Annotated in this window: 25 protein-coding genes; 16 read left to right on the top strand and 9 right to left on the bottom strand. The window is 47.6% G+C overall.

What is annotated here, in order from left to right; genetic code table 11:
* Window positions 1-126: 126 nt before the first annotated feature.
* The 3 genes from FEK50_RS23755 (at window position 127) to FEK50_RS23765 (ending at window position 3,338) form a co-directional block, all read left to right on the top strand.
* Window positions 127-315: a hypothetical protein gene (locus FEK50_RS23755; RefSeq protein WP_130209595.1), complete on the top strand. Its 189-nt coding sequence runs from the start codon at window positions 127-129 to the stop codon at window positions 313-315.
* Window positions 316-974: 659 nt separating this feature from the next.
* The gene (locus FEK50_RS23760; RefSeq protein ID WP_130238204.1) at window positions 975-2,315 is read left to right on the top strand and encodes a hypothetical protein; all 1,341 of its coding nucleotides are present in this window, start codon (window positions 975-977) and stop codon (window positions 2,313-2,315) included.
* A 486-nt stretch (window positions 2,316-2,801) separates the two neighbouring features.
* Window positions 2,802-3,338: a winged helix-turn-helix domain-containing protein gene (locus FEK50_RS23765; protein ID WP_165382798.1), complete on the top strand. Its 537-nt coding sequence runs from the start codon at window positions 2,802-2,804 to the stop codon at window positions 3,336-3,338.
* 62 nt (window positions 3,339-3,400) lie between these two features.
* Here the strand turns inward: FEK50_RS23765 and FEK50_RS23770 are convergent, their stop codons facing one another.
* The 8 genes from FEK50_RS23770 to fliE all read right to left on the bottom strand — a co-directional run bounded on the left by FEK50_RS23770 (window position 3,401) and on the right by fliE (window position 10,602).
* A complete protein-coding gene (locus FEK50_RS23770) occupies window positions 3,401-3,817 on the bottom strand; it encodes a flagellar protein FlhE (RefSeq protein ID WP_130209601.1) in 417 nt (138 codons plus the stop codon).
* Complete coding sequence (gene flhA, locus FEK50_RS23775; RefSeq protein ID WP_130209603.1) at window positions 3,817-5,913, bottom strand: flagellar biosynthesis protein FlhA; 2,097 nt, start codon at window positions 5,911-5,913, stop codon at window positions 3,817-3,819. Before flhA ends, FEK50_RS23770 begins: the two co-directional genes overlap by 1 nt.
* Complete coding sequence (gene flhB / locus FEK50_RS23780) at window positions 5,906-7,054, bottom strand: flagellar biosynthesis protein FlhB (RefSeq protein WP_130209605.1); 1,149 nt, start codon at window positions 7,052-7,054, stop codon at window positions 5,906-5,908. The genes flhA and flhB overlap by 8 nt, the downstream gene beginning before the upstream one ends.
* Window positions 7,055-7,127: 73 nt before the next feature.
* Window positions 7,128-7,769, bottom strand: coding sequence for a protein phosphatase CheZ (gene cheZ / locus FEK50_RS23785; protein WP_130209607.1), 642 nt, complete (start codon window positions 7,767-7,769; stop codon window positions 7,128-7,130).
* Window positions 7,770-7,771: 2 nt separating this feature from the next.
* Window positions 7,772-8,161: a chemotaxis response regulator CheY gene (gene cheY, locus FEK50_RS23790; protein WP_130209609.1), complete on the bottom strand. Its 390-nt coding sequence runs from the start codon at window positions 8,159-8,161 to the stop codon at window positions 7,772-7,774.
* 38 nt (window positions 8,162-8,199) lie between these two features.
* A complete protein-coding gene (locus tag FEK50_RS23795) occupies window positions 8,200-9,237 on the bottom strand; it encodes a chemotaxis response regulator protein-glutamate methylesterase (RefSeq protein WP_130209611.1) in 1,038 nt (345 codons plus the stop codon).
* Window positions 9,238-9,240: 3 nt separating this feature from the next.
* Window positions 9,241-10,080 (bottom strand): CheR family methyltransferase, encoded by an 840-nt coding sequence (locus FEK50_RS23800; protein ID WP_130238203.1) that lies wholly within the window; start codon window positions 10,078-10,080, stop codon window positions 9,241-9,243.
* A 186-nt stretch (window positions 10,081-10,266) separates the two neighbouring features.
* Window positions 10,267-10,602, bottom strand: a complete 336-nt coding sequence (gene fliE / locus FEK50_RS23805; RefSeq protein ID WP_130209615.1) for a flagellar hook-basal body complex protein FliE — start codon at window positions 10,600-10,602, stop codon at window positions 10,267-10,269.
* 301 nt (window positions 10,603-10,903) lie between these two features.
* On the opposite strand from fliE, the gene fliF reads away from it, so the two are divergent.
* From fliF to fliR, 13 genes are all read left to right on the top strand, one after another.
* The gene (fliF, locus tag FEK50_RS23810) at window positions 10,904-12,586 is read left to right on the top strand and encodes a flagellar basal-body MS-ring/collar protein FliF (protein ID WP_130209617.1); all 1,683 of its coding nucleotides are present in this window, start codon (window positions 10,904-10,906) and stop codon (window positions 12,584-12,586) included.
* A complete protein-coding gene (gene fliG / locus FEK50_RS23815; RefSeq protein ID WP_130209619.1) occupies window positions 12,583-13,569 on the top strand; it encodes a flagellar motor switch protein FliG in 987 nt (328 codons plus the stop codon). The genes fliF and fliG overlap by 4 nt, the downstream gene beginning before the upstream one ends.
* On the top strand, window positions 13,556-14,272 hold the full coding sequence (locus FEK50_RS23820) for a flagellar assembly protein FliH (RefSeq protein ID WP_130238202.1): 717 nt from the start codon (window positions 13,556-13,558) through the stop codon (window positions 14,270-14,272). The genes fliG and FEK50_RS23820 overlap by 14 nt, the downstream gene beginning before the upstream one ends.
* Window positions 14,269-15,657: a flagellar protein export ATPase FliI gene (gene fliI, locus FEK50_RS23825; RefSeq protein ID WP_130209623.1), complete on the top strand. Its 1,389-nt coding sequence runs from the start codon at window positions 14,269-14,271 to the stop codon at window positions 15,655-15,657. Before FEK50_RS23820 ends, fliI begins: the two co-directional genes overlap by 4 nt.
* Window positions 15,658-15,659: 2 nt before the next feature.
* Window positions 15,660-16,103, top strand: coding sequence for a flagellar export protein FliJ (fliJ, locus tag FEK50_RS23830; protein WP_130209625.1), 444 nt, complete (start codon window positions 15,660-15,662; stop codon window positions 16,101-16,103).
* A gap of 1 nt (window position 16,104) precedes the next feature.
* Window positions 16,105-17,334 (top strand): flagellar hook-length control protein FliK, encoded by a 1,230-nt coding sequence (locus FEK50_RS23835; protein WP_165382797.1) that lies wholly within the window; start codon window positions 16,105-16,107, stop codon window positions 17,332-17,334.
* A 340-nt stretch (window positions 17,335-17,674) separates the two neighbouring features.
* Complete coding sequence (gene fliL, locus FEK50_RS23840) at window positions 17,675-18,211, top strand: flagellar basal body-associated protein FliL (protein ID WP_240780281.1); 537 nt, start codon at window positions 17,675-17,677, stop codon at window positions 18,209-18,211.
* A 5-nt stretch (window positions 18,212-18,216) separates the two neighbouring features.
* A complete protein-coding gene (fliM, locus tag FEK50_RS23845) occupies window positions 18,217-19,233 on the top strand; it encodes a flagellar motor switch protein FliM (protein WP_130238200.1) in 1,017 nt (338 codons plus the stop codon).
* Window positions 19,220-19,606 carry a flagellar motor switch protein FliN gene (fliN, locus tag FEK50_RS23850; RefSeq protein WP_130209631.1) on the top strand — a complete coding sequence of 129 codons (387 nt, stop codon included), beginning with the start codon at window positions 19,220-19,222 and terminating at the stop codon, window positions 19,604-19,606. Before fliM ends, fliN begins: the two co-directional genes overlap by 14 nt.
* Window positions 19,606-20,025 carry a flagellar biosynthetic protein FliO gene (fliO, locus tag FEK50_RS23855; RefSeq protein ID WP_130209633.1) on the top strand — a complete coding sequence of 140 codons (420 nt, stop codon included), beginning with the start codon at window positions 19,606-19,608 and terminating at the stop codon, window positions 20,023-20,025. Before fliN ends, fliO begins: the two co-directional genes overlap by 1 nt.
* Window positions 20,026-20,074: 49 nt before the next feature.
* Window positions 20,075-20,788: a flagellar type III secretion system pore protein FliP gene (fliP, locus tag FEK50_RS23860; protein ID WP_130209659.1), complete on the top strand. Its 714-nt coding sequence runs from the start codon at window positions 20,075-20,077 to the stop codon at window positions 20,786-20,788.
* Window positions 20,789-20,800: 12 nt separating this feature from the next.
* Window positions 20,801-21,070 (top strand): flagellar biosynthesis protein FliQ, encoded by a 270-nt coding sequence (gene fliQ / locus FEK50_RS23865; protein WP_130209635.1) that lies wholly within the window; start codon window positions 20,801-20,803, stop codon window positions 21,068-21,070.
* A 2-nt stretch (window positions 21,071-21,072) separates the two neighbouring features.
* Window positions 21,073-21,852: a flagellar biosynthetic protein FliR gene (gene fliR / locus FEK50_RS23870; protein WP_130209637.1), complete on the top strand. Its 780-nt coding sequence runs from the start codon at window positions 21,073-21,075 to the stop codon at window positions 21,850-21,852.
* A 36-nt stretch (window positions 21,853-21,888) separates the two neighbouring features.
* Here the strand turns inward: fliR and FEK50_RS23875 are convergent, their stop codons facing one another.
* The gene (locus FEK50_RS23875) at window positions 21,889-22,554 is read right to left on the bottom strand and encodes a hypothetical protein (RefSeq protein ID WP_130209639.1); all 666 of its coding nucleotides are present in this window, start codon (window positions 22,552-22,554) and stop codon (window positions 21,889-21,891) included.
* Window positions 22,555-23,044: the final 490 nt, after the last annotated feature.

A 23,044-nucleotide genomic window follows, 5' to 3' on the forward strand; every position in this document is an offset into this window, starting at 1 on the left:
CTGTTTTCAGGGAGGAGATCAGATACACGTCTACACGGTTAGGTATGCCTCGACCTTCCGACTTATCCAAATCTTCTTTTTGCCGATAATTTATTAAACAATATAAGTAATCTGTGAGGTGATGCTATGAACGATTATGAAGCACTAGAGAATATGATGAAAGAGATTCAGCAAATCGTCTCGTTTCATGCCGGAGCCGAAACGAGAGTCCAGACCAGAGTGACTATCAGGAGTAACGATGATAAGCACATTTTAATAAACATAGGTGAAATTTCAGACATAGATATTCATTTTAAAAATCCTGTTATGAAATAGAGTTACTCCACCTTTTGTTAGTCAAAATGTCTGAATTTGTCATATCATACGCTTTCTGGCGATGGAACAGACATAATTGCGATAATGCTTCATGTGGTACATTTTTAGCTTTTATGTCTGAAATTGATATCTGCATAGTATTGTATTCAATGGTTATTTCTGGTATTTAAACCAAGAAAGCTGATATATCCATTTTATAAAAACTTGTTTTATCAGTAGAAATTTTATTGCGTTAATAAATGTCCTGGTTGTTAAAATTATTTTCTTTTCACTTTCTGCACTCTCCGGATTCTATTACTCCTGTCATTACTGAAGAGCTGTTCTTATGCCTGGTAATGTGAATACATGAACTGTTGCTGATAATCTCTAAACCGTGATTAGCCTTTCTTTATGTACTCATATCACAGCATTAACTTTATTCTCACTTGTTGTACAATGTAGTAACTTATTTTGTGCCTGATCAGGCCTGGTAAAGTATCAAGAGCCCCGCGGGATAATCTGAAACTGTTATGCTACAAAAGATGTCATATACCTTTTCTACGTTGCAGCAGCGCTATCTAAAGTTCTATTGTAGCTTGGTTCAATCTTTCTCTCAGTCTGAATCCCGGGCAATAACAGAGCCACTAGCTTCTTCTGTAGTGCAATGAAAAGAGTATCGAATGAATATTAATACACGGCAATTATTTGTGTTGTCGACGCTTGCCGGGACAGTTCTGACGACCTCAATACCCGTTTATGCGACAACGGCAAAAGATCAAACACTGGTGATAACTGGGCATAAACCCGTGGCTGCCCCTGAACTTACCCTAGGGGATACATTAACGCTGGAACCTAAATTCAGCGATCCTGATGGTGATACTGAAGATACTTCTCCATCAGGGACGACGTATCAGTGGCAGGTGGAAACGTCCCCAGGGCAGTGGGAGGATATTCCAGGACAGACCACGACCCAATACACACCCTCTTCAACAAATAAAGGTCATGTACTACGCGCGCAAGTCACAGCGCGAACAGACAGTAATAATACCATTCCCTTTGAGGGGGATGCGATTGCCTCAGGTTCTGTTGATACCTACAGCGTAATCAGCAGTACAAAGTCATCATTGCCAGATTGTGTTGGGCTGGCCGATACCGATATTAAATGCAGCGTGACGTTGATCAATAGCCTCGGCGAACCTGTCAGTAATGCGATTGTTGATATTAAGCCGGGATATTCTGCAAAAACAACCTCAGGGACCACGGATAGTAGCGGTCAAACGACCGTTATTGTGCACCCGGATAAAGTCGTTGATGCTGCGGAGGATAAAGAGGCTGAATCTGTGATAACCGTTAATAATGTTGAGGTCTTACCCAGGATAAAAGTCAAGGTTACACCGATAGTCGAGCTGTACGATAAAATAAGCAATAAAGCCAGAGACTGGTCTGGGCTTATTGCACATGGTGCTTATTTACCGATTAACAGTACCGTGGGTTTCGCAAGCGCAAATGGGAAAAAACTGGATAGTCATCGTTGGAAAGTTGAAGGTGTGACCCCTGCCGGCGAACAAAAAATCGTATTAGATGCAACAAATACGGAAATTCAGATTACTGATAAACCAGGTGTCGGTATGGAAGGCTCAATGAAATTTACTGATACTATGACGGGCATTGTACAAATGTCTCAATCATTTCGTTTTATGAGCTATGTTAAATTTTCTAATGTAATCGTATCACCATATGCTGGTATTGAAAATGTTTGTATAAATTCGGCGGAAGCAAAAGCGTTAGGTTCTAACGACGGGCTGGCAAGAAATGATCTGTTTAATTGGGATTATGATGGACTGCATGAAGGGGCGCTTTGGGCAGGGATTTCCTATTTGCCAAATACGCTCGACGGTGCTTATCGATATGGTGGTACTGGGCGCTATAGCTGGGTTCATATAATACAAGGGGTATACGCAGACTCCCCATTGAAACAAACAAGTAGTGTGCCTTCGCCAACTGATGTTTTATGCCGTTAATATTTATTATTCTATTTTTTAGTGACCGCACATGCGGTCACTTCTTTCAATAAAATCTGTCAGTATGAAATCAACATTCCGGTTAATACTAAACCGAATCGTGTTGCAGACCCTTCTTTTCCCTCTCACGTATTTCAGTCGTTATCATTAATGTCATATGCTGTAGCGAAAGCAGAATGCCGTCTACCGTATCTCTTGAATCCATAATTCACTTCTTAAACTGTAATATGTTGCTACGCGAAAAATAAATAATCATTTTAAAACAACAAGTTGCATCTTAAATTCGCAATTTAAAATAATATCACATCAAAATTGGATAATCCTGTCATAAAGTTCAGTGATGCAAGTGAGGTGTAACAGCATTCACTAACCGGCACACGAAGAACTACTGTTCACTATTTTAGCCCGGTTGTGAAAGCGCAGAACAGAGCTAACGGTGGGGATATCTCTCGCCACAGTGATTCACATAAGGGAGCTATGGTGAATATGATTAATACACAGGAACGTTATACTACTTTCCAGTTTGGTGATTTCTCTTTTACAAACGACGGTTTTTTATGTTGCGGAGCGGAAGAAGTTTATCTGCCGCCTAAAGAAGCTGGCGTGCTTAAGGTTTTATTAGCGAATGCAAAACGCGTGGTCAGTAAACATAAAATTATTAATGATGTCTGGTCTTCTGCGGTTAGCGACGAGTCGCTGACGCGAAGCATTTACCGTATTCGTAATGCACTTGGGCAGAATAAAGAAAATATCTTTATTGAAACTGTTTACGGCAAAGGATACAGATTCGTCATAGACGTTAACGCCACAGTATCAGATGCCCATACAAAAAACAGTGGATATCAGACACCCTGTCACGCTGTACAGTTAATGGCAGAAAAACGCACGTTAGCCGGTTATGAATTTGCGGCGTCAGATGCGGTCTATTACGCAGCATCGAAAACAAACCGCAACTGTAGCCAATGTGATTTTCTGAAAGAGTTAATCTCTGCGCTTAATAGTGATTTTCCGCTAAGAGAATAATTCGACTTCTCATACCCATCGACGCACTGGACGGTGGGTACTTGCCATGTTAAAGCCAGTCCTCACGATTGTGAGCCGTAGCCTATTGTTAATTGATTTCTCACCACCGTCATGGAGGGTATTAACTGCCCTTTATAGCGCACGTTATAAATAAAGTGAAAAACGCCGCCTGCCGATAAATGACGAACTGGTGTTAAATGGCCGGCGAGAGCGGGCAGGGGCTGACACCAGGTCGTACTGCATAAATTGATTTCCAGTCCCTGTGGCGGTGGAGTAAGAAGATTTATTTTCCACGTAATATATTTCACGGGCGCGTTACGTGGTACGACGGTGGGGGCGTGAAGAACACGCCCAACCAGTAATTCTTCGCCTGTAGTCAGCGTGCCACCGCTGCTCTGCTGGCTCCAGCTTCCTGCGGAAGCCAGGCATAATGACGAATGGAGCGCCAGCAGCAGAAATGCTGTATTAATGGCTTTCATTATTTTTGTCCGCCGATGCAGGTCGACATATGTAACATTCGGTCATGTGCAATCTCCTGCGTAGACAACACTACCAGCTGTGGGTAAATCCGGCGCAGAAAACGGGAAAGCATGGTTCTGAGCGGTGGCGCGACAAGCAGTACCGGCGGAATATTACGCGAGTTTTGCTCAAGGATAGCCTGTTCTGTCTGGCGGATCAGGCTGTCTGCAATACCCGGTTCAATGATGCTGTTGTTCTGGATTGCCTGCAGGAGAATCTTCTCAAGGTTGCTGTCGAGGCCAATCACGTCGATATCTTTATTATTACGGAACCAATGTTGGGTAATTGCCCGACCGAGGCGGCTACGGATTTGAGCGGTTAAATCATCAGGGTCGGTGATTGTTGGCGCAAATTCAGCCATCGTATCGATAATTGTGCGCATATCACGGATAGAAACTTGTTCCACCAGGAGATTTTGCAGCACTTTATGGAACAGCGTTAAAGAGATCACGCCAGGAATTAAACCATCTACCAGGCGCGGCATATCTTTTTCAAGGCGATCGAGCAGCAGTTGGGCTTCATTGCGGCCAAACAGTTCGCCAGTGTGCTGGGTAATCAGATGATTCAGGTGCGTTGCTACGACGGAGGCCGGGTCTACTACGGTATAGCCCTGTACCTGGGCCTGCTCACGCTGTACTTCATCAATCCACCATGCCGGGAAACCAAATGCCGGGTCTTTACACGGTGTTCCGTCCAGATCACCTTCGGCGCAGCCTGGGTTAATTGCCATCCAGCGTTCAGGGTGAATCGTGCCATGACCAATTTCCACGCCTTTCAGCAGGATACGATAACTGCCTGGTTCAAGGCTCAGATTGTCACAGATGTGTACAGACGGCGGGAGAAAACCCATTTCATGCGCAAAGTTTTTACGCAGGCCACGGATACGCGTCAGTAGCTGACCGTTTTGATCGCTATCAACCAGCGGAATTAAACGGTAGCCCACTTCCAGCCCCAGTACGTCTTCAATCTGTACGTCTGCCCAGGAGGCTTCGGCTGTAGCGTGAGCGGCTTCAGCGTGGATTTCGTCACGCGTTTTATCTTCTTTGCTGGCCGACTGATTATTCTCCTGGCGACCGCGTAACCACCAGGCTAACCCCAGCAGTGCAGCGGTAAAGAGCAGAAATACCAGATTAGGCATACCAGGGATCAACCCAAGCAGACCGATTACGCCAGCCGCCAGCAGCATTACCTGAGGATTGTGGAACAACTGACCCACCATTTGCTCCCCGACATCCTGTTCGGTCGCTACGCGCGTCACAATAACACCGGCAGCGGTGGAGATTATCAGGGCAGGGATCTGGGAAACCAGACCGTCGCCAATGGTTAACAGGGTATACGTTTCACCGGCTTGTCCGATCGCCATGCCGTGTTGCAGAACACCGATAGCGAGGCCGCCGATGATGTTAATGGCCATAATCATCAGGCCCGCGATGGCATCGCCGCGCACGAATTTACTGGCACCATCCATTGAGCCGTAAAAGTCGGATTCCTGGGTCACTTCGTTACGACGGCGCTTGGCTTCGGCTTCACCGATCAGACCGGCGTTAAGGTCGGCGTCAATGGCCATCTGCTTACCTGGCATCCCGTCGAGAACGAAGCGAGCGCCCACTTCGGCAATACGTCCGGCACCTTTGGTGATAACCATAAAGTTAATGATGATCAGAATCGCGAACACCACGATGCCGATAGCAAAGTTACCGCCTACCAGAAAATGACCAAACGCCTCCACGACGCGACCCGCCGCTGCAGCGCCGGTGTGGCCTTCCATCAGGATGATACGCGTCGAAGCAATGTTCAGCGCCAGTCGAAGCAGGGTGGCAAACAGGAGGACCGTCGGGAATGCCGAGAACTCCAGCGTGTTTTTGGTGAACATGGATACGAGCAGGATCATCAATGAAAGGACGATATTGAACGTAAACAGGGTGTCCAGAAGAAACGCCGGGAGCGGCAGGACCATCATGGCGAGGATCATCATGATCAGCACCGGGCCGGCCAGTATTCGCCACTGGGTATCTTTCAACTGTGGTAAACGTAATTTAGTGGCGATATCAGACATCGGTATTCATCTCGTGGTTAAAATCCAGTTTTTCCGGTACAGGAAGGTTCCGGGGTGGTACGGGTTTGGTTTCGCCGGTGTGGCGCCAGCGACGCAGGCTGTAGACCCACGCGAGCACTTCTGCCACCGCGCTATAAAGTTCTGTTGGGATCGGTCTGCCAATCTCGCTGTGTCGGTAAAGCGCACGCGCCAGCGGTGGCGCTTCCAGCATCGGGATCTTATGTTCTTTCCCCAGCTCTCTGATGCGCAGCGCGACTTCCCCTGCGCCTTTGGCCAGCACGATTGGTGCGCTCATACTGTTTTCTTTGTAGGACAGGGCGACGGAGTAGTGCGTTGGGTTGTTGACAATCACATCCGCCTCAGGCACATCGGACATCATGCGGCTTCTGGCGATAGCGCGCTGCATCTGCTTGATTCTGTTCTTGATGTGCGGATCGCCTTCCTGCTGCTTAAATTCATCGCGTATTTCCTGGCGGGTCATACGCAGCTTTTTCAGGTTGCTGAAGATCTGGTTAAAAATGTCATAGCCAACCATCGGGATAATGCACAGCAGTACCATCATCAGGCAGTGCAGAATCAGGTCCATCGCGCGGCCAATCGCTTCAGGCAGTGGAGCACTCACTAACTGGATGAAATGCTCTTTATTATTAGTAAGATACAAAGTACAGCCTGTTCCTACTAAAGTAACTTTCAGACATCCTTTTAATAATTCAGCGACCATTTGCCCTGAAACCATCCGTTTCATTCCTGAAAGTGGATTTAAGCGTTTTAAATCTACTTTCAGGCCACCGCCCAGGTGAAGCCCACCAATCAGTAATGGCGAGGCAATCCCCACTACAAACAGCCCAAGCAGAAAGGGCATCAATGCCTGAATCATCATTACCAGCATGTCGTAAAGCTGGTGAATCATGCTTAACGGGTCCTCAATTTGATGTCTGTTGAGGGTTAACCCGGAATGCAATAACTGTAATAACGTGCGGGCAAGGTTTTCTCCGCTACCCGTCATCAGCGACCAGCCTGCTAACAGAATCAGCAGGGAGGTGAGTTCTCTGGAACGAGGAATCTGCCCTTTTTTCCGCGCTTCTTCTTTTCGGTGAGCTGTGGGCTCTTCTGTTTTTTCCTGATCGCTTTCTTCTGACATACACCTGCCTGGGTCTGGTTCCTCTGCTAACCGCGTTAGTTCTGGTTATCAGAGGAAAATGACATTACATAGATTAAAAGCCGAGACTCTGGAGAAGGTCATCAACCTGGCCCTGGGATGTCATTACACCTGCCTGGGTCTGATCGATTTGTGGACCATTAATTAATGAATTAGCGACTTCTTTCGTCGGTACAGTCTCTTCAGGAATGTTATCTACGAGTACCCGAATCAACTCTTTTTCGACAACTTCAATAATGGTCATCATGCGCTGGATAACCTGACCGGTCAGATCCTGAAAGTCCTGCGCCATCATGATTTCCATGAGTTGATTATTGGTTTTACCGGCCAGACTGGTCGCCTGTTTCAGATAATGCCGGGTATCTTTTACCAGTTCACGGGCTTCCGGCAGTTCAACAGGCGCATCAAACCAGGCATCCCAGCGTTGTGTTAACTGTTCAGCTCCGCTGGAGATAGCGTCCTGCATCGGTCTTGTTTCTTCCACACTGTTCAGCACACGCTCCGCAGCCTGCGATGTTTTCTTTGCCACATAATTCAGACGTTCGCGGGCATCAGGGATCGCTTCAGCCGCATCCATGATGGTTCGCTCAAGGCCAAGACTGACCAGACTATCCCTTAGCATCCGTGTGATATTACCAATACGGGTAAAGACGTCTGGATCGTGATTCTTTGGTGGCAGTTGCGCAGACGCGGTCATGATTATCCCCCGAGCTTCTCAAAGATTTTGTTCAGCTTTTCTTCAAGAGTGGCTGCGGTAAAAGGCTTAACCACATAACCGCTGGCACCGGCCTGCGCTGCGGCAATAATGTTTTCCTTCTTCGCTTCTGCGGTAACCATCAGCACAGGCAGCGCTTTAAGCGCACTATCCTGGCGAATTTCATTCAACAGCTGCAAACCGTCCATGTTCGGCATGTTCCAGTCACTAATGACAAAATCGAATGGTTCTTTTTTCAGACGCGTCAGCGCGTCATGACCATCCTCCGCTTCGTCAACATTGTTGAAGCCGAGATCTTTAAGGAGATTGCGGACAATGCGACGCATGGTGGCAAAGTCATCAACAACGAGGAAACGTAAATTCTTATCTGTCATGGTATATCCTGAAAAATTTCTAAGTACGAAATAGGCTGTTAAATACGGCGAGACTGCCCGGTTATGTTATTGAGAATTTGTTGGCTCATATCATCGAGGTCGGCGACTTCTGTTACCGCCTCTAAAGCCACTGCTTCACGGGGCATACCGAATACCACACATGAACGTTCGCTCTGGGCGAGGGTTCGGGCGCCTGCGTTACGCATCGCCAGCAGACCTTTCGCACCATCGTTACCCATACCCGTCAGGATCACACCGACGGCATTTCGTCCTGCGACTCGGGCAACGGATTCAAACAGCGTATCTACCGACGGACGATGGCGGTTAACAGGCGGCGTATCGCTAAGTTTGATATGGTAGTTAGCCCCGCTACGTATTAACTCCATATGTCTGCCGCCTGGCGCGATATAAGCATGACCGGGTAGTACGCGGTCATCATGCTCTGCTTCCTTTACGGACAGCAGGCAGGATTTATCCAGACGCTGGGCAAAAGAACGGGTAAATCCTGGTGGCATATGTTGTGCGATGACGATTCCCGGACATGTCGGCGGCATTGGCAAGAGGACATGGCTTAATGCTTCCGTACCACCGGTAGAGGCGCCAATGGCAATAATTTTTTCACTGCCAATAAGCGGGGCGCGAATAACGGGAGGAACTGTTCTTTTCTGGAAACTCCGCACGCTTGCCGCGATACGAATTTTGTCAGCGATCATATCGCTGTATTTTTCCATCCCTTCCTGAAGTCCTTGCTGAGGTTTAGTAATAAAATCTACGGCGCCCAGTTCCAGTGCTGCAATAGTGATATCAGAGCCTTTACTGGTCAGTGAAGAAAGCATTAATACCGGCATTGGACGCAGACGCATTAAACGTTCAAGAAAATCCAGACCATCCATGCGCGGCATTTCAACGTCCAGCGTCAGTACATCCGGGTTATGTTGTTTAATCAAATCACGGGCCATGATGGGATCATGCGCCGTGGCGACCATTTCCATATCCGGTTGTTGATTAACAATTCGCGTCATGATATTGCGAATTAACGCCGAATCGTCCACGCACAACACTTTTATCTTTTTCATTTGTTACCCCTTTGCCAGGCAGTAAACAGATTGGCCGCGCAGGCGAAAATGACTATTTGCAGTATTAAAGTGTTCTGAATGACCCGCAAAAAGTATTCCACCTGGTTTCAGTATTTCTGCAAAACGGCGCATAAGAATATCCTGCGTATTTCTGTCAAAATAAATCATCACATTGCGACAGAAAATAGCATCAAACGGTGCAGGAATATCCCACTGCGGGGCCACGAGATTCAGCTGTTGGTAATGAATCGATGCCAACAGTTCCCTTTTTACCTTTACTTTATCACCGTGATTTCCTGTTCCACGCAGAAACCAGTTTTTTTTCTGTTTTTCATTCAGACTAGCCAAATCGGATAATTGATAAATTCCTTTTTTGGCATGACGCAGAACATCGGTATCAATATCCGTTGCCAGTATGCGAGGCCCCGTAATACTACGACCCAGCGTTTCTTCCAGCGTCATCGCAATTGACAGTGGTTCTTCGCCTGTGGATGCGGCAGCGCACCATACGTTATACATACCGCGCCGACTCCGCGCATGTTCTGCAAGAATAGGGAAATGGTACGCTTCACGAAAAAAAGAGGTCAGGTTAGTGGTCAGCGAGTTGACAAATGTCTGCCATTCCGGCGCATCAGAGCTGCTTTCAAGCAGTGCCATATACTCACTGAAGCTGTTTATCCCTAGCTGAGTGATTCGGCGGGATAAACGATTATAGACCATATCTTTTTTTTGACCATTCAGGACAATACCTGCACGGCGGTAAATTAGCTCGCTGACACGTGCTAAATCTTTATCCGTGAGAGTGTTCAGAGTTTGCGCAGGGAATTCAGAGTGATTAGCCATATTGCGGAATTTTATTTCTCAGTGTTTCCGCATTTAGCGGGGGATAGAGAGTTATTTTCAACACATGATTGGGGTTTCAATACGTATCACCCGATCATAAACACAGCCAGGCGGTGATCAGGTGATACGGGAAAACAGAAAATAACAATCAGGATTAACGGAGTGACTAAAACGAAAAATCGACAATCAGACACCCATATTCATGATGTCCTGATACGCGCTAACCATTTTATTGCGTACCTGAACACCAAGGTTAAGTGCTACAGATGACTTCTGCATCGAAACCATAACATCATTTAAGCCAACTCCCGGCACGCCTGCCAGATAGTCTTCAGAGCCTTGTTTGGCCTGATTCTGGAGCTGGCTGATATTATTGAGGCTGTTAAATAACACATCAGAAAATTGCGTTTTATTTTCTGTGTCATTTGATTCTGTCAGAGCAAGCTGATTCTGCATTGCAGAAACCTGGCCTGCCTGACGCTGGATCTGATTTACTACCCCATTGATTGTATTTAGGGACATATTGTTATTTCACCTTACTGACACTTAACAACAGATAGTTGATACTGATGTCTTATCAGCTCTGTTTAATTTAGGCGTACTTTATCATGGCGGAAGTTCAGCAGCATTGTGGGAAAAGTCAGCATAAACCTGTTCTTATTGCAGATTAGGTTTAGGGCTGTTTCAGGCGATAATTCTTATCTGGCAAATTTTCTGAAATGAAAAATTGTCGCGAATAATACTCATCACCAGTTTGTTCATCTGCATCTGCAATATGACACCTGCGTTGAAGTCGTACCATTTAACTTTACAGGAATATGGCATGAATGCCACAACCCAGGGTAATAAAAAAAATAGTCCCTTTGATTTTAAGGCACTACTGGAACGAATTCGGGCAAATCCCAGAATTATTTTTATGATCACAGCGGCGGCAGCAATTTCAATTGTTGTCGCCTTGCTATTCTGGATGCAAGGGCCAGTTTATCGAGTTCTCTACAGTAATATTAGCGAACAGGACGGTGGAGCGATTGTCACTCAGCTTAGCCAGATGCAGGTTCCTTATCGCTTTGCTGACCATAACGGCGCCATCATGATCCCGGAAGACCAGGTTTATGAGGTCCGTCTTAAACTCGCACAGCAGGGATTGCCGAAAGGTGGCTCTGTAGGGTTTGAACTGCTCGACCAGGAAAAATTTGGTATTAGCCAGTTTAACGAGCAGGTTAACTTCCAGCGTGCGCTTGAAGGTGAACTGGCTCGTACTATTGAGACGTTAGGTCCAGTACAGAGCGCCCGTATTCATCTGGCAATACCGAAACCGTCACTGTTTGTCCGCGAACAAAAAGCGCCTACTGCTTCAGTGACTCTTACTTTACAAAATGGCAGAACACTGGATGAAGGCCAGGTCAACGCCATCAGTTACATGATAGCCAGCGCGGTTTCTGGCCTTGATGCCGCTCATGTCACCATTGTGGATCAGTCTGGCCATTTGCTTTCCGGCAGTGACACTCACAATACCCAGACAACACAGCTTAAATATATCCGCGAAGTTGAAGATGACTATCAAAACCGTATTCAGGCAATTCTGACACCCGTTGTAGGCAGCGCCAACGTTCGTACGCAAGTTACGGCGCAAGTGGATTTCACCCAGAATGAGCAAACTGTTGAGGAATATGCCCCCAACACGTCGCCAGACAAGATGTCTATCCGCAGCCGCCACGTTGTTCATGATGAGCAGGGCGGGAAAAGCAGCGTTGGAGGAGTACCTGGCGCGTTAAGTAATCTACCGCCTACGGCCGCCACCGCACCGATTACCACCTCAACGCCAGCACGCGGCGCCAAAGATAGCGCGACACGCCCGGCGCCTCAGACGGTAAGCCAAAACCTACAACCTTACAGTCAGAACCATGACGACATTACCAATTACGAGCTGGACAGAACGCTAAAACATATCACCCGCAACACGGGTAATGTGGAACGTTTGTCGGTCGCGGTTGTTATCAATTATCTGCCAGGAAAAGCCGGAGAACCGGCGGCTCTGACGCCAGCGCAGATGAAGCAAATCAACGATCTGGTTAAAGAGGCAATGGGCTATACCGCTTCCCGTGGGGATTCGGTAAATGTGGTTAACACACCATTTAGCCAGTCAGACAAAGATGTCGCTCTTCCACTGTGGCAACAGCAGGATGTCATTCAGTTAGTTCTTAGCGTACTGCGTTATCTTTTAGTCGCTCTGGTTGCCTGGATGCTGTGGCGTAAAGCCGTATGGCCATTCTGGGTGAAACATCAGGAAATGCTGCTCCAGCGGCTCGAAATGGAAAAAGAAGCACGTCAGGCCGAAGCAACGGCGCAGCGGCAGAAAAAAGAACACAGCGAACTTGCCAAGGCTCAACAGCGCATGGATACCGAGCTTACTACTCAGCAACTGCGTGAAATGGCCGATGAGGCACCGCAGATTATTGCACTGGTTATTCGCCAGTGGATGAATAAGGAGCAGAAACCATCATGAATGCTGCCATGCGAAGCGCCATTATTATGCTAACGCTCGGCGATGACCGCGCCGCCGACGTCTTCCGCCATCTCAGTCCTCAGGAGGTGGCACAGATAAGCACTGCTATTGTCAGTATTCACTCTTATACCCATGAGCAGATTGCTCAGGTGCTGAGTGAATTCAAACGCGATTCAGAAGAGTATGCGTCCATCAGCATCAATGCGGATGAGTATTTACGCAATGTTCTGGTGAAAGCGCTGGGTGAATCCCAGGCCGAAGCCTTGTTGGATAATCTGCTGGATGCCCATAGTGAAAACAACGGTATCGATACGTTGGGTCTGATGGAACCGTATATGGTGTATGACCTGATTCGGGAAGAGCATCCGCAGATTATTGCGACCATTCTGGTGCATCTGAAACGCGCTCAGGCAGCAAGCGTACTGGCGAAATTCGAAGAACGCGAACGTAACGACATTATGTTGCGTATTGCCACCTTTAACGGCGTCCAGCCGGTGGCACTGCAAGAACTGACGGATGTACTGAACAATCTGCTCCACGGTCAGTCACTGAAGCGCAACAATATGGGTGGTGTTCGTCCGGCGGCTGAAATTCTCAACCTGATGAAAACTCAGCAGGAAGAAGCGGCGCTTACTGCATTCCGTGAATTTGATCCTGAACTGGCGCAAAAAATTATTGACGAGATGTTCCTGTTCGAAAATCTGGTGGATATGGACGACCGCAGCATCCAGCGCCTGCTGCAGGAAGTCGATGGCGAGTCTCTGCTGGTTGCGTTGAAAGGCGCTGATCAGGCGCTGCGTGAGAAGTTCTTCAGCAACATGTCCAAACGTCAGGCTGAAATTATGCGTGATGATCTCAATTCCCGTGGTCCGGTACGTATGACCCAGGTTGAAGCAGAACAGAAATCCATTCTGTTGGTGGTACGTCGTCTGGTGGAAGTCGGAGAGATGGTGATTGGCGGAGGTGAGGATGTCTACGTCTGAGACAACCTGGAAACCCTGGCGGCCTGATGATCTGCTCGGGCAGGGCAGTTCCTCATGGCCAAACCTGGAGTCTGAAAATCATGCAGATGCAGACCCAATGTCTGACCCGGACCGGCAGGCAGAGCTTGCTCGTGTTCGCCAACAGGAAGGGCAAAAAGGGTTTACGCAGGGACTGGTAAAGGGCGAAGAAGAGGGCCGCCGCCGCGGCTACGAAGAAGGATTGCAACAGGGAAAAGCCGAAGGCATTAAGCAAGGATTAGCGGAAATACATGCTCAACAATCGCTGTTAAATTCACAGTTTTCCCGCGTGATGGAAAGTTTCCAGATCTCGGTTGAAAACATGGACAGCGTCATTCCTGCCCGCCTGGTGCAACTGGCGCTGATGGCGGTGCGTACTCTGTTGGGCGGGCAGGGCGTTACGGATAAAATGCATACCAGTCTGATGAATCACATCCGTACCCTACTCAACGAAGATAGTTTACTGAAAGGTAAATTTCGCCTGACCATCAGTGCGGAAGAACCAGAAGAGGTACGCCAGCAGCTTGAGACGTTACTCTCAGCCTATGACTGGGAATTGTGTGCCGATCCTCATCTTCTACCCGGCGGTTGTCGGATCAGTACGGAAGAAGGGGAACTGGATGCCTCGCTGGAAACCCGCTGGCAGTCGTTGTGTCAATTGGCTCGTAACAGGGGCGGTGTATGACTTCGCATCTCAAAAACTGGCTGGGTGCTCTGGAACAGCAAGAAACGCGGATGACGACGTTACCCGCTTTTCGTCAGTACGGCAGGCTGATCCGCGCGACTGGACTGGTGATGGAAGCCACCGGACTAAAATTACCCATCGGAACGCTGTGCATTGTTGAACGTGACGGCCCGGATGGTATTCGTTGTGTAGAAAGTGAGGTTGTTGGTTTCAGTGGACAAACGCTGTATCTGATGCCGCTGGAACATGTGGACGGCATCTTGCCTGGCGCCAGAGTCTGGGCGCCGGATAGCGGTGATAAGTTAACACAAGGCAAGCAGCTTCCTGTTGGGCCTGGATTATTGGGGCGTGTGCTGGATGCCAGTGCGCGACCACTGGATGGCCTTCCTCCTCCCAGTAATAGTGATCGGGCAACATTATTTACCGCTCCGTTTAACCCGTTACAACGCGATCCTATTCGCAATGTGCTTGATGTCGGCGTTCGGGCGATCAATGGGTTACTGACCGTGGGACGAGGCCAGCGTATGGGGCTGTTCGCGGGGTCCGGTGTCGGGAAAAGTGTCCTGTTAGGCATGATGGCGCGCTATACCACCGCTGATGTGGTGGTTGTGGGACTCATCGGCGAACGAGGCCGTGAAGTCAAAGATTTTATTGAAAATATCCTCGGAAAGGATGGCTTACAGCGTTCGGTGGTTATTGCTGCGCCTGCCGATGTATCGCCGGTACTGCGTATGCAGGGGGCGGTATATGCAACCCGTATTGCGGAAGATTTCCGTGACCGTGGATTAAATGTGTTGCTGATCATGGATTCGCTGACGCGTTATGCGATGGCGCAACGTGAGATAGCATTAGCCATTGGCGAACCGCCAGCAACCAAAGGCTATCCGCCTTCTGTTTTCGCCCGTTTACCGGCCCTGGTGGAGAGAGCCGGAAATGGTATCCGTGGCGGTGGATCAATCACTGCATTCTATACCGTATTGACGGAAGGCGACGATCAGCAGGACCCGATTGCGGACTCCGCTCGCGCCATTCTCGACGGACATATTGTTCTGTCACGCCGACTGGCGGAATCAGGCCACTATCCGGCCATTGATATTGAAGCTTCTATCAGCCGTGTGATGACGGAAATTACGCAACCAGCGCAATTTAAAAAGGTACAGCGTTTTAAACAACTTCTGTCCTCGTGGCAGCGGAACCGGGATTTGGTCAGCGTAGGGGCGTATGCCAGAGGCAGCGATCCTTTACTGGATCAGGCGATCACCTTATATCCAGAAATGGAACGCTATCTGCAACAGGGCATCCATGAACGCCAGGAATATGATGTTTCATGTCGCCAGCTCGATGCGTTATTCCCGGATAACAGAGGCCCTGAAGCAGGTGAATAATCATGGCAACGTCAGCACCAATGGATGTTTTGCGGGATCTGGCCGAAAAGAAACTCAATGACACCACGGTGCGACTGGGGCGTGCGCGCCAGTCGCATGAGAATGAAGTCTCACGTTTACAACAATTACAGACATACGAATCTGAATATCGTCGCCAACTGCAAAACACCATTGCCGATAAGGGGATGTCAGTGTCTACGCTCCAGTCATGGCAAAGTTTTATTGGTGCGCTGGAAAAGGTCGTTTTGCAGCAGGTAAACCAGGTGAACAACAGCCAACAGATTGTCGATGCCTCGCTCAGTGACTGGCAAAAAGATCGTCAGCGGTTAAACGCATTTGAAACATTAAAAAGCCGGGCCGAAGCCCAGCGTATATTGAAAGAAAACCGACAGGAACAAAAAATGATGGATGAATTTGCCCGCCGCGCCAGCCAGAGGGGAAAATAAAATGCAGGTAATTTCTTTACCTATGAATATTGGCAATCTGGGGCATGGACACGCTGTAACGCAGAATGACACAGACACGTCATCATTTGCCGCAGAACTCGACAGCAAACTGCTTCCTGGCGCCATCCCGAAGCCTCATCTTCCGTCGGAAGGGACAGTAAATCTGTTACCGAACGAGGAAGAAAAAGGGAAAGGATCGCCTGAAGGGGAGCACTCTGGTGTCATGGATAATCTGTTTTACCTGCTTCCGGCGCAAAGTACACCATTACCAGAAACAGGTATAAACCAGGAAATGACAGCGTCACCGATGTTTGAAGGCAATGGACTGGTTACCGCCCTGAAAAATACGTCGGTGTCGCCTGAAAATGTGGCGTCCCAAACGGAAAAGGGGAGTTCCGATGTTAGTTTGCCTGAAACTGAACTTTTAGCAGAACAGAATGGGGATGAAGTACAAAATAATGCTTTCGATACCAGCCATTCGCAAACGTTGAATAAAGCCGTTGCCTATTCAGAGTTTGCGGGGAAAGTCGGTAAACCGGTTGCTCATCCATCTTCATCGCTGCCATTAAAACCCGATTCCTTGCATCTTGAGTCGGCCACCAATACCGGTCATACACTGCCTCAGTCATCGGAACAATTGGCAACGTCTCTGGATTCGGCGGTGGCGAATCAACCGACGGAACAGATGCCTGTACAACATCAGGAAAGTCATACAGCGGATGCTTTTCATATCCCAACCATTGGGGATATGAGCATTCAAATCCGTGAGCCTGTGGGGGTATCCCCATCTGCGCAGCCCTCTGTATTGACAGCGTCTGTGGGGACTACGGAATGGCAGCAGAATTTGAGTCAGCAGTTGGCTTGCTTTACTCGTGAAGGGATTCATCATGCGGAGCTGAGATTGCACCCGGAAGATCTTGGTAGTCTGCATATTAGTCTGCGGATAAATAATGATCAGGTGCAGCTTCATTTTGCCGCAGCCGACCATCAGGTTCGCGCTGCGCTTGAAACGGCGATGCCTCATTTACGAAACTCCCTTGCAGAATCAGGGATCTCTCTTGGGCAAACCAATGTTGCTGCGGACTCCAGACCTTCGTGGGAGAACGGTTCGCAAAATCAGACAGCAGAACAGGATATGCAATCCGATGATGGTGTGGAAAGCGTACCGGATGAACCAGGCGTAATTCTGCATACGATCAGTCGTTCCGGCGGAATAAATACTTTTGTCTGATAAATTTATTTTGTTATTTATCTGAAAGCCCGGTTCCCGGGCTTTGTTGTTTTATTATGGTGGTATTTTTTCCGGGTTTAAACTTGCTTCTTTGCGGGCTGTTGATATCGATCCTGATCTTTAATTATATTAAAATTCAACTGGTTATAAATCTCACGTAGGTGGTGTTTTTTTATCATTTCTGCAACATTCATTTTCATTAAGGATGCAGGCAAACGTTTACAATGTTGTCTGAAGTCAAATCTATCTATCAATTTAATGCCAGCAGCGACATTTTTTTGCCGGATTATTAATACCAGGTTATGTAATAGAATACAGCACCTGTCCCGGGTGTAACGGGGTGCAAATTACTGAGTATATTTTTGTGATGTCAAAAAAGAATCTGGATACCACTCAGAGTGGCAAAAAAAGCAAAGGTCGCATAGCGCTGACCGTCCTGGCATTTGTTTTTGCCAGCGCATGTTTTGGTTATACCTGGACAGAACTGGAGAGTTTAAAGAACAATGTTAAAAAAGGCGCAATAGAGCAGGAAATTGAAGAAATAGAGGAAACGTTTGAAATACCTATTTATACACCTTTGGATACGTTTACTGTCAGTCTGAAGCCTGGTGTCGATGGAACAGAACATGTTCTGTATGTTGGATTGACGCTGCGTCTGAAAGATCCTCGCTCCCAGGAATTGTTAAAACGTTTCCTGCCAGAAATTCGTAGCCGCCTTGTTATGCTATTTTCACAGCAGACGATGGAGGAGTTGAGCACACGCGAAGGTAAACAGCAACTGGTTCATCAAGTTGAAAAAGAACTGGCAAGTCCACTATCCGGGAAACAGACGGTTAAAGTTACCGATGTTTTATTTAACATCTTTATTTTACGGTAATCGCTATGTCTGACAATATTATGTCACAGGATGAGGTGGATAGTCTTCTGAATGGCGATGGTAACGGCGCATCTGAAAACACTCTATCTGCCATGGCTCCTGAGGATGGTATCCGTCCTTACGATCCGGTGACGCAACGACGCGTTGTTCATGAACGACTCAGCACGCTGGAATTCATTAATGAACGTTTTGCCCGCCAGTTTCGTGTCGGAGCGTTCAACGTGTTGCACCGCAGTCTGGACGTCACTATCGGTAATATTCGGGTACAGCCTTATCATGAATTTGCGCGTAACTTGCCTGTGATGACCAATCTTAATTTGATTCATCTGTCACCTTTGCGCGGGACGGCACTGTTCGTCTTTTCTCCCAATATGGTGTTTATGTTGGTGGAAAATTTATTTGGCGGTGACGGACGTTTTAAAACAAAAGCGGATGGGCGGGAGTTTACCCCCACTGAACAACGTATTATTCAGCGTATATTGTCAATTGCTCTGGAGTCTTATGACTTTGCCTGGAGTACGGTTTATGGTCTTAAAACAGAATATATTCGCTCAGAAATGCAGGTGAAATTCACCAATATTACGTCGTCACCGAATGATATTGTGATTACTACACCGTTTTATATCGAACTGGGTTCAGAGTGCGTCCAGATGGATATCTGCATCCCTTTCAACGTTATTGAGCCAATACGTTCTTTGCTTACCAGTCCACCACAGGAAAACGCCTGGCAGGAAGATCAAAACTGGCGTAATACGCTGGCTTCACAGGTCAGAAATACGGAACTGGAACTGGTGGTGAATTTATCCGACGTCCAGATGCGACTGTCACAAATTATGAGCCTGAAGCAACACGATGTTTTGCCGTTAGATAAACCTGAAATCGCTGAAGCTTATGTTGATGGCGTACGGGTACTGTCCGGGAAATATGGCAGTGCAAGCAATCAGTACGCCTTGCAGGTAGAAGAACTTTTTAATACAGCATTAGCACCTTTTTCTAAGGAGAGCTCGCATGAGCAAGAATGAACAGGCGGGCACTACCTCTACTCCCGCAGATACGGCCTGGGCAGACGCACTGGAAGAACAGCGCGAATCCGCAGGAACGACGGGCGTGATGGACGGGGCGAAAGCTATTGCCTCTGACCTGAATCTGGTTATGGATATTCCGGTCAGAATGACGGTAGAACTTGGCAGAACCCGTATGACCATCAAGGAACTTCTGGCACTGAGCCAGGGGTCTGTGGTTGCGCTGGAAGGTCTGGCAGGTGAACCTCTGGATATTTTGATTAATGGTTATCTTATTGCACAGGGAGAAGTGGTTGTGGTGTCGGATAAATTCGGTATTCGTATTACCGATATTATTACGCCATCTGAACGTATTTATCGCCTGAGCAGATAATGATCAATAGTACCCATACAGTTTTACCCACCGCTTCAACAACCAGCATGTCGTCGGTATGGATGCATACCGGCGGTATCCTCTGCCTGATAATATTCGGGTTACTTCTTTTACTCTGGTATTTACGTCGTTCTGGCGGTATTTCAGGGAAAAAAAATGGCCGCAATGCGCTGTTAAATATTAAATTCAGCCAGTCTCTGGGGCCGCGTGAACGCCTGGTTCTTGTGGAAGTGGGAAATCAATGGTTACTGCTTGGCGTGACGGCAGAAAAGATCTCCTGTCTGAGCGCCATCGACAAAAAAACGGTCGAAGAAAATTTTGCGGCTGTTGATCAACCGCAGTCCCGTAGCTCGCTGGTTGACTGTTTTCAGACAGTGCTGGCAAACAGTCTGCGGGGGCGTTATGGCAAGTCACAATAAAATAAAACCATCATGGCGGGTAATGTCGATTATCTGTGGCCTGTTGGTCATGGTGTTTGGCATCGGATTGCCTGTACATAGCGCATTCGCTGCCAATAGCGACATTCTGTTAACTCGCCCGGCGGGTGGGGAAGGCTGGTCTTTACCGGTACAGACGCTGGTCCTGCTGACATCGCTGACCTTTCTACCCGCTATTTTGCTGATGATGACCGGTTTTACACGCATCATCATTGTGTTGGGATTGCTGCGTAACGCGTTGGGAACGTCATCAACACCACCAAACCAGGTGCTGTTAGGTCTGGCGCTGTTCCTCACTTTTTATGTCATGTCGCCCGTGTTTAATAAAATCTATGACGACGCATGGATGCCTTTAAGTCAGGATAAAATCACCGCTCAGGTCGCCATCGATAAAGGTATTCAGCCGCTGCGGGAATTTATGTTGCAACAAACGCGTCAGGATGATCTGGCGTTGTATACCCGCATCGCTCATCAGCAAAACTTCGCCGGACCGGAAGATGTACCGTTAAGTCTGCTGGTTCCGGCGTTTGTCACCAGTGAACTGAAAACAGGTTTCCAGATTGGCTTTACCATCTTTATACCGTTTTTGATTATCGACCTTGTGGTCGCCAGTGTTTTGATGGCGCTGGGGATGATGATGGTGCCGCCAGCGACAATCTCATTACCTTTTAAATTGATGCTGTTTGTTCTGGTCGACGGCTGGCAGTTGTTGATTGGTTCACTGGCTCAAAGTTTTTTTAGCTGACGAGGAAAAGAGATGACAGAAGAACAAGTCATGGCGATGGGATTCCAGGCCATTAAAGTCGGTCTGATGATTGCCGCGCCGTTATTGCTGGCGTCTCTGGTTGCCGGGTTGGTTATCAGCATTCTTCAGGCGTCCACGCAAATAAACGAGATGACATTGTCTTTTATTCCCAAGATCCTTCTGATTGTGGTGGTCATTATTGCTCTTGGTCCCTGGATGTTAAGCGTTATGCTTGATTATATGCACGGGTTGTTTAACAGCCTGCCTTATCTGATTCGCTAGTTATGCTCACTCTGTCTCTGGCTGATCTCTACCTGCATATCGGTCAGTATTTCTTCCCGTTTTTGCGTATTCTGGCTCTTTTTACGTCAGCGCCGATCTTTAATGACAAATCGATCAACAAAAAGGTCAAAATTGCACTGTCGGCACTGATAGCCTTTCAGATAGCCCCCATATTGCCTGACAGCAATATTCGTATTGTTTCGTATGAGGGATTTCTGACGGGAGCGGGGCAGCTCATTATTGGCCTTATCACCGGGTTGATCATTCAGTTGATTTTTGTGGCTGTCCGCCACGCTGGCGAACTTATCGGCCTGCAGATGGGACTTTCATTTGCCACCTTCTATGACCGGGCCGGTGGACAGAATATGCCTGTGGTCGCCCGCTTTCTGAATTTACTGGCTACGCTGATCTTTTTAATCGCCAACGGACATCTTTACCTTCTGGAGATTATCGCCCGCAGCTTTGATATTTTGCCCGTTGTGGCTACGTTACCCAATGCGTCTGCTTATCTGGCTTTTGTAAAACTGGCGGGGCTTATTTTCAGTAGCGGTTTGATACTGGCGTTACCTATTGTGGCGTTACTGCTCTGTATTAACCTGACACTTGGTATTATTAACCGTCTGACGCCGCAACTTTCTGTTTTTGTGATCGGTTTCCCTATTTCACTTAGCGTTGGATTGCTGGCGCTATCGCTGATGATGTACTCCTTTGGCCCACTTTTTGAAAACCTGATGGCCACCATTTTTGACAATCTTCTGCAAATTATGGCCGCGATGAGATAGCCCTGCCTCGCAGCCGTTGTGAACCCAAAAAACGCGTCAGTATTTCTGCCTTAAAATTTTGTCGTTTTCCGTGCGGATTTCCCCTCTGATATACAGTTCACAGAATTGCCGGTAGGAACTCAGCCCTAATTTTTTTAGCGCGCCGCGTCTGATCTGATACAGCGTCGGTTCCGGTATTTTCATGCATCGGGACATTTCCGCTATTGACTCTCCGGCAAGGGGAAGCACCAGACAAATCCATTCTTTCAGGGAAAAACCATAACGTTCGTCCCGGTAGCGATTAATCGTATGCATGGGGCGAAATGTTTTACCCCGTAACCAGGTCTGGAAGTTGCGCTGAAAAAGACCGGAGTGCAGGTTATGGGAGTTAAAAAAAGTGACCTTACCTGCAAACTTGCGCGAGATGTAATGTGTCAGATAGGAGTTATAACGACTGACCAGCACGCCAACGCGTTTACGACTGTTAATCTGGATAAGAAAATCAACGGCTTCTTTGAATATTCGTAGCGATTCCGTCCCTGACATATCAAGCACTAACATAATGGTCAGCGTATCATCCAGGCCGATAGTGACCTGCTCAATTCGATGGATAAATGACAGGTTAATGTGGTTGTTGGAGAAAAGATTCTTCATCCCAAATGTGAAATACTCACACAGGGCCATGACAAATACAGGTGGTGTAGAATTAGTACAGCTTTCCATTAGTGCGCGGTCCTCGCGTATTTTCCTGATTACTTAGTTGACGTTGTTCGTCAGCATTTAAAATAAAAGGTTACTTTTTGGGGTATCTGACAAATTTAACATCCTTAGTGGTAAGTATAATACACCACATTAAGTAAATCCTGATTAGGATAATTCGATGCGGAATATAATTATAGTTTAATACTAAGGTCTGGTGATTATTAGTCAGGAGTCAAAGGAGTGCGGCAATGTTTGAGCGTTCGTTTATACTATGATTTATATTTCACCCAACGCGTTCATGCATAATTATTTTCCCCTGATTTATTTGCAGTCAGTGTTCTTATCAGAAAAATCACAATCCTGGTTATTAATCGACTACGCGCTGACGAAGAAAATTGTGGGTGTTTAATTATAAAAAAACCAGCCCAGGAGGAAGAACTGGGCTGGTTGGGGGGGCACGAGGCAGAATCATTCTGCCGTGGGGGTGCACATTAACGCAGAAGCTGCAGAA

Source organism: Escherichia sp. E2586, from assembly GCF_005781105.1.
GTDB lineage: Bacteria > Pseudomonadota > Gammaproteobacteria > Enterobacterales > Enterobacteriaceae > Escherichia.

Excerpts from the sequence above, each read along its gene's own strand:
- FEK50_RS23755 (WP_130209595.1), top strand. The coding sequence starts at position 127 with ATGAACGATTATGAAGCACTAGAGAATATGATGAAAGAGATTCAGCAA.
- FEK50_RS23760 (WP_130238204.1), top strand. The coding sequence starts at position 975 with ATGAATATTAATACACGGCAATTATTTGTGTTGTCGACGCTTGCCGGG.
- FEK50_RS23765 (WP_165382798.1), top strand. The coding sequence starts at position 2,802 with ATGATTAATACACAGGAACGTTATACTACTTTCCAGTTTGGTGATTTC.
- FEK50_RS23770 (WP_130209601.1), bottom strand. The coding sequence starts at position 3,817 with ATGAAAGCCATTAATACAGCATTTCTGCTGCTGGCGCTCCATTCGTCA.
- flhA (WP_130209603.1), bottom strand. The coding sequence starts at position 5,913 with ATGTCTGATATCGCCACTAAATTACGTTTACCACAGTTGAAAGATACC.
- flhB (WP_130209605.1), bottom strand. The coding sequence starts at position 7,054 with ATGTCAGAAGAAAGCGATCAGGAAAAAACAGAAGAGCCCACAGCTCAC.
- cheZ (WP_130209607.1), bottom strand. The coding sequence starts at position 7,769 with ATGACCGCGTCTGCGCAACTGCCACCAAAGAATCACGATCCAGACGTC.
- cheY (WP_130209609.1), bottom strand. The coding sequence starts at position 8,161 with ATGACAGATAAGAATTTACGTTTCCTCGTTGTTGATGACTTTGCCACC.
- FEK50_RS23795 (WP_130209611.1), bottom strand. The coding sequence starts at position 9,237 with ATGAAAAAGATAAAAGTGTTGTGCGTGGACGATTCGGCGTTAATTCGC.
- FEK50_RS23800 (WP_130238203.1), bottom strand. The coding sequence starts at position 10,080 with ATGGCTAATCACTCTGAATTCCCTGCGCAAACTCTGAACACTCTCACG.
- fliE (WP_130209615.1), bottom strand. The coding sequence starts at position 10,602 with ATGTCCCTAAATACAATCAATGGGGTAGTAAATCAGATCCAGCGTCAG.
- fliF (WP_130209617.1), top strand. The coding sequence starts at position 10,904 with ATGAATGCCACAACCCAGGGTAATAAAAAAAATAGTCCCTTTGATTTT.
- fliG (WP_130209619.1), top strand. The coding sequence starts at position 12,583 with ATGAATGCTGCCATGCGAAGCGCCATTATTATGCTAACGCTCGGCGAT.
- FEK50_RS23820 (WP_130238202.1), top strand. The coding sequence starts at position 13,556 with ATGTCTACGTCTGAGACAACCTGGAAACCCTGGCGGCCTGATGATCTG.
- fliI (WP_130209623.1), top strand. The coding sequence starts at position 14,269 with ATGACTTCGCATCTCAAAAACTGGCTGGGTGCTCTGGAACAGCAAGAA.
- fliJ (WP_130209625.1), top strand. The coding sequence starts at position 15,660 with ATGGCAACGTCAGCACCAATGGATGTTTTGCGGGATCTGGCCGAAAAG.
- FEK50_RS23835 (WP_165382797.1), top strand. The coding sequence starts at position 16,105 with ATGCAGGTAATTTCTTTACCTATGAATATTGGCAATCTGGGGCATGGA.
- fliM (WP_130238200.1), top strand. The coding sequence starts at position 18,217 with ATGTCTGACAATATTATGTCACAGGATGAGGTGGATAGTCTTCTGAAT.
- fliN (WP_130209631.1), top strand. The coding sequence starts at position 19,220 with ATGAGCAAGAATGAACAGGCGGGCACTACCTCTACTCCCGCAGATACG.
- fliO (WP_130209633.1), top strand. The coding sequence starts at position 19,606 with ATGATCAATAGTACCCATACAGTTTTACCCACCGCTTCAACAACCAGC.
- fliP (WP_130209659.1), top strand. The coding sequence starts at position 20,075 with ATGGTGTTTGGCATCGGATTGCCTGTACATAGCGCATTCGCTGCCAAT.
- fliQ (WP_130209635.1), top strand. The coding sequence starts at position 20,801 with ATGACAGAAGAACAAGTCATGGCGATGGGATTCCAGGCCATTAAAGTC.
- fliR (WP_130209637.1), top strand. The coding sequence starts at position 21,073 with ATGCTCACTCTGTCTCTGGCTGATCTCTACCTGCATATCGGTCAGTAT.
- FEK50_RS23875 (WP_130209639.1), bottom strand. The coding sequence starts at position 22,554 with ATGGAAAGCTGTACTAATTCTACACCACCTGTATTTGTCATGGCCCTG.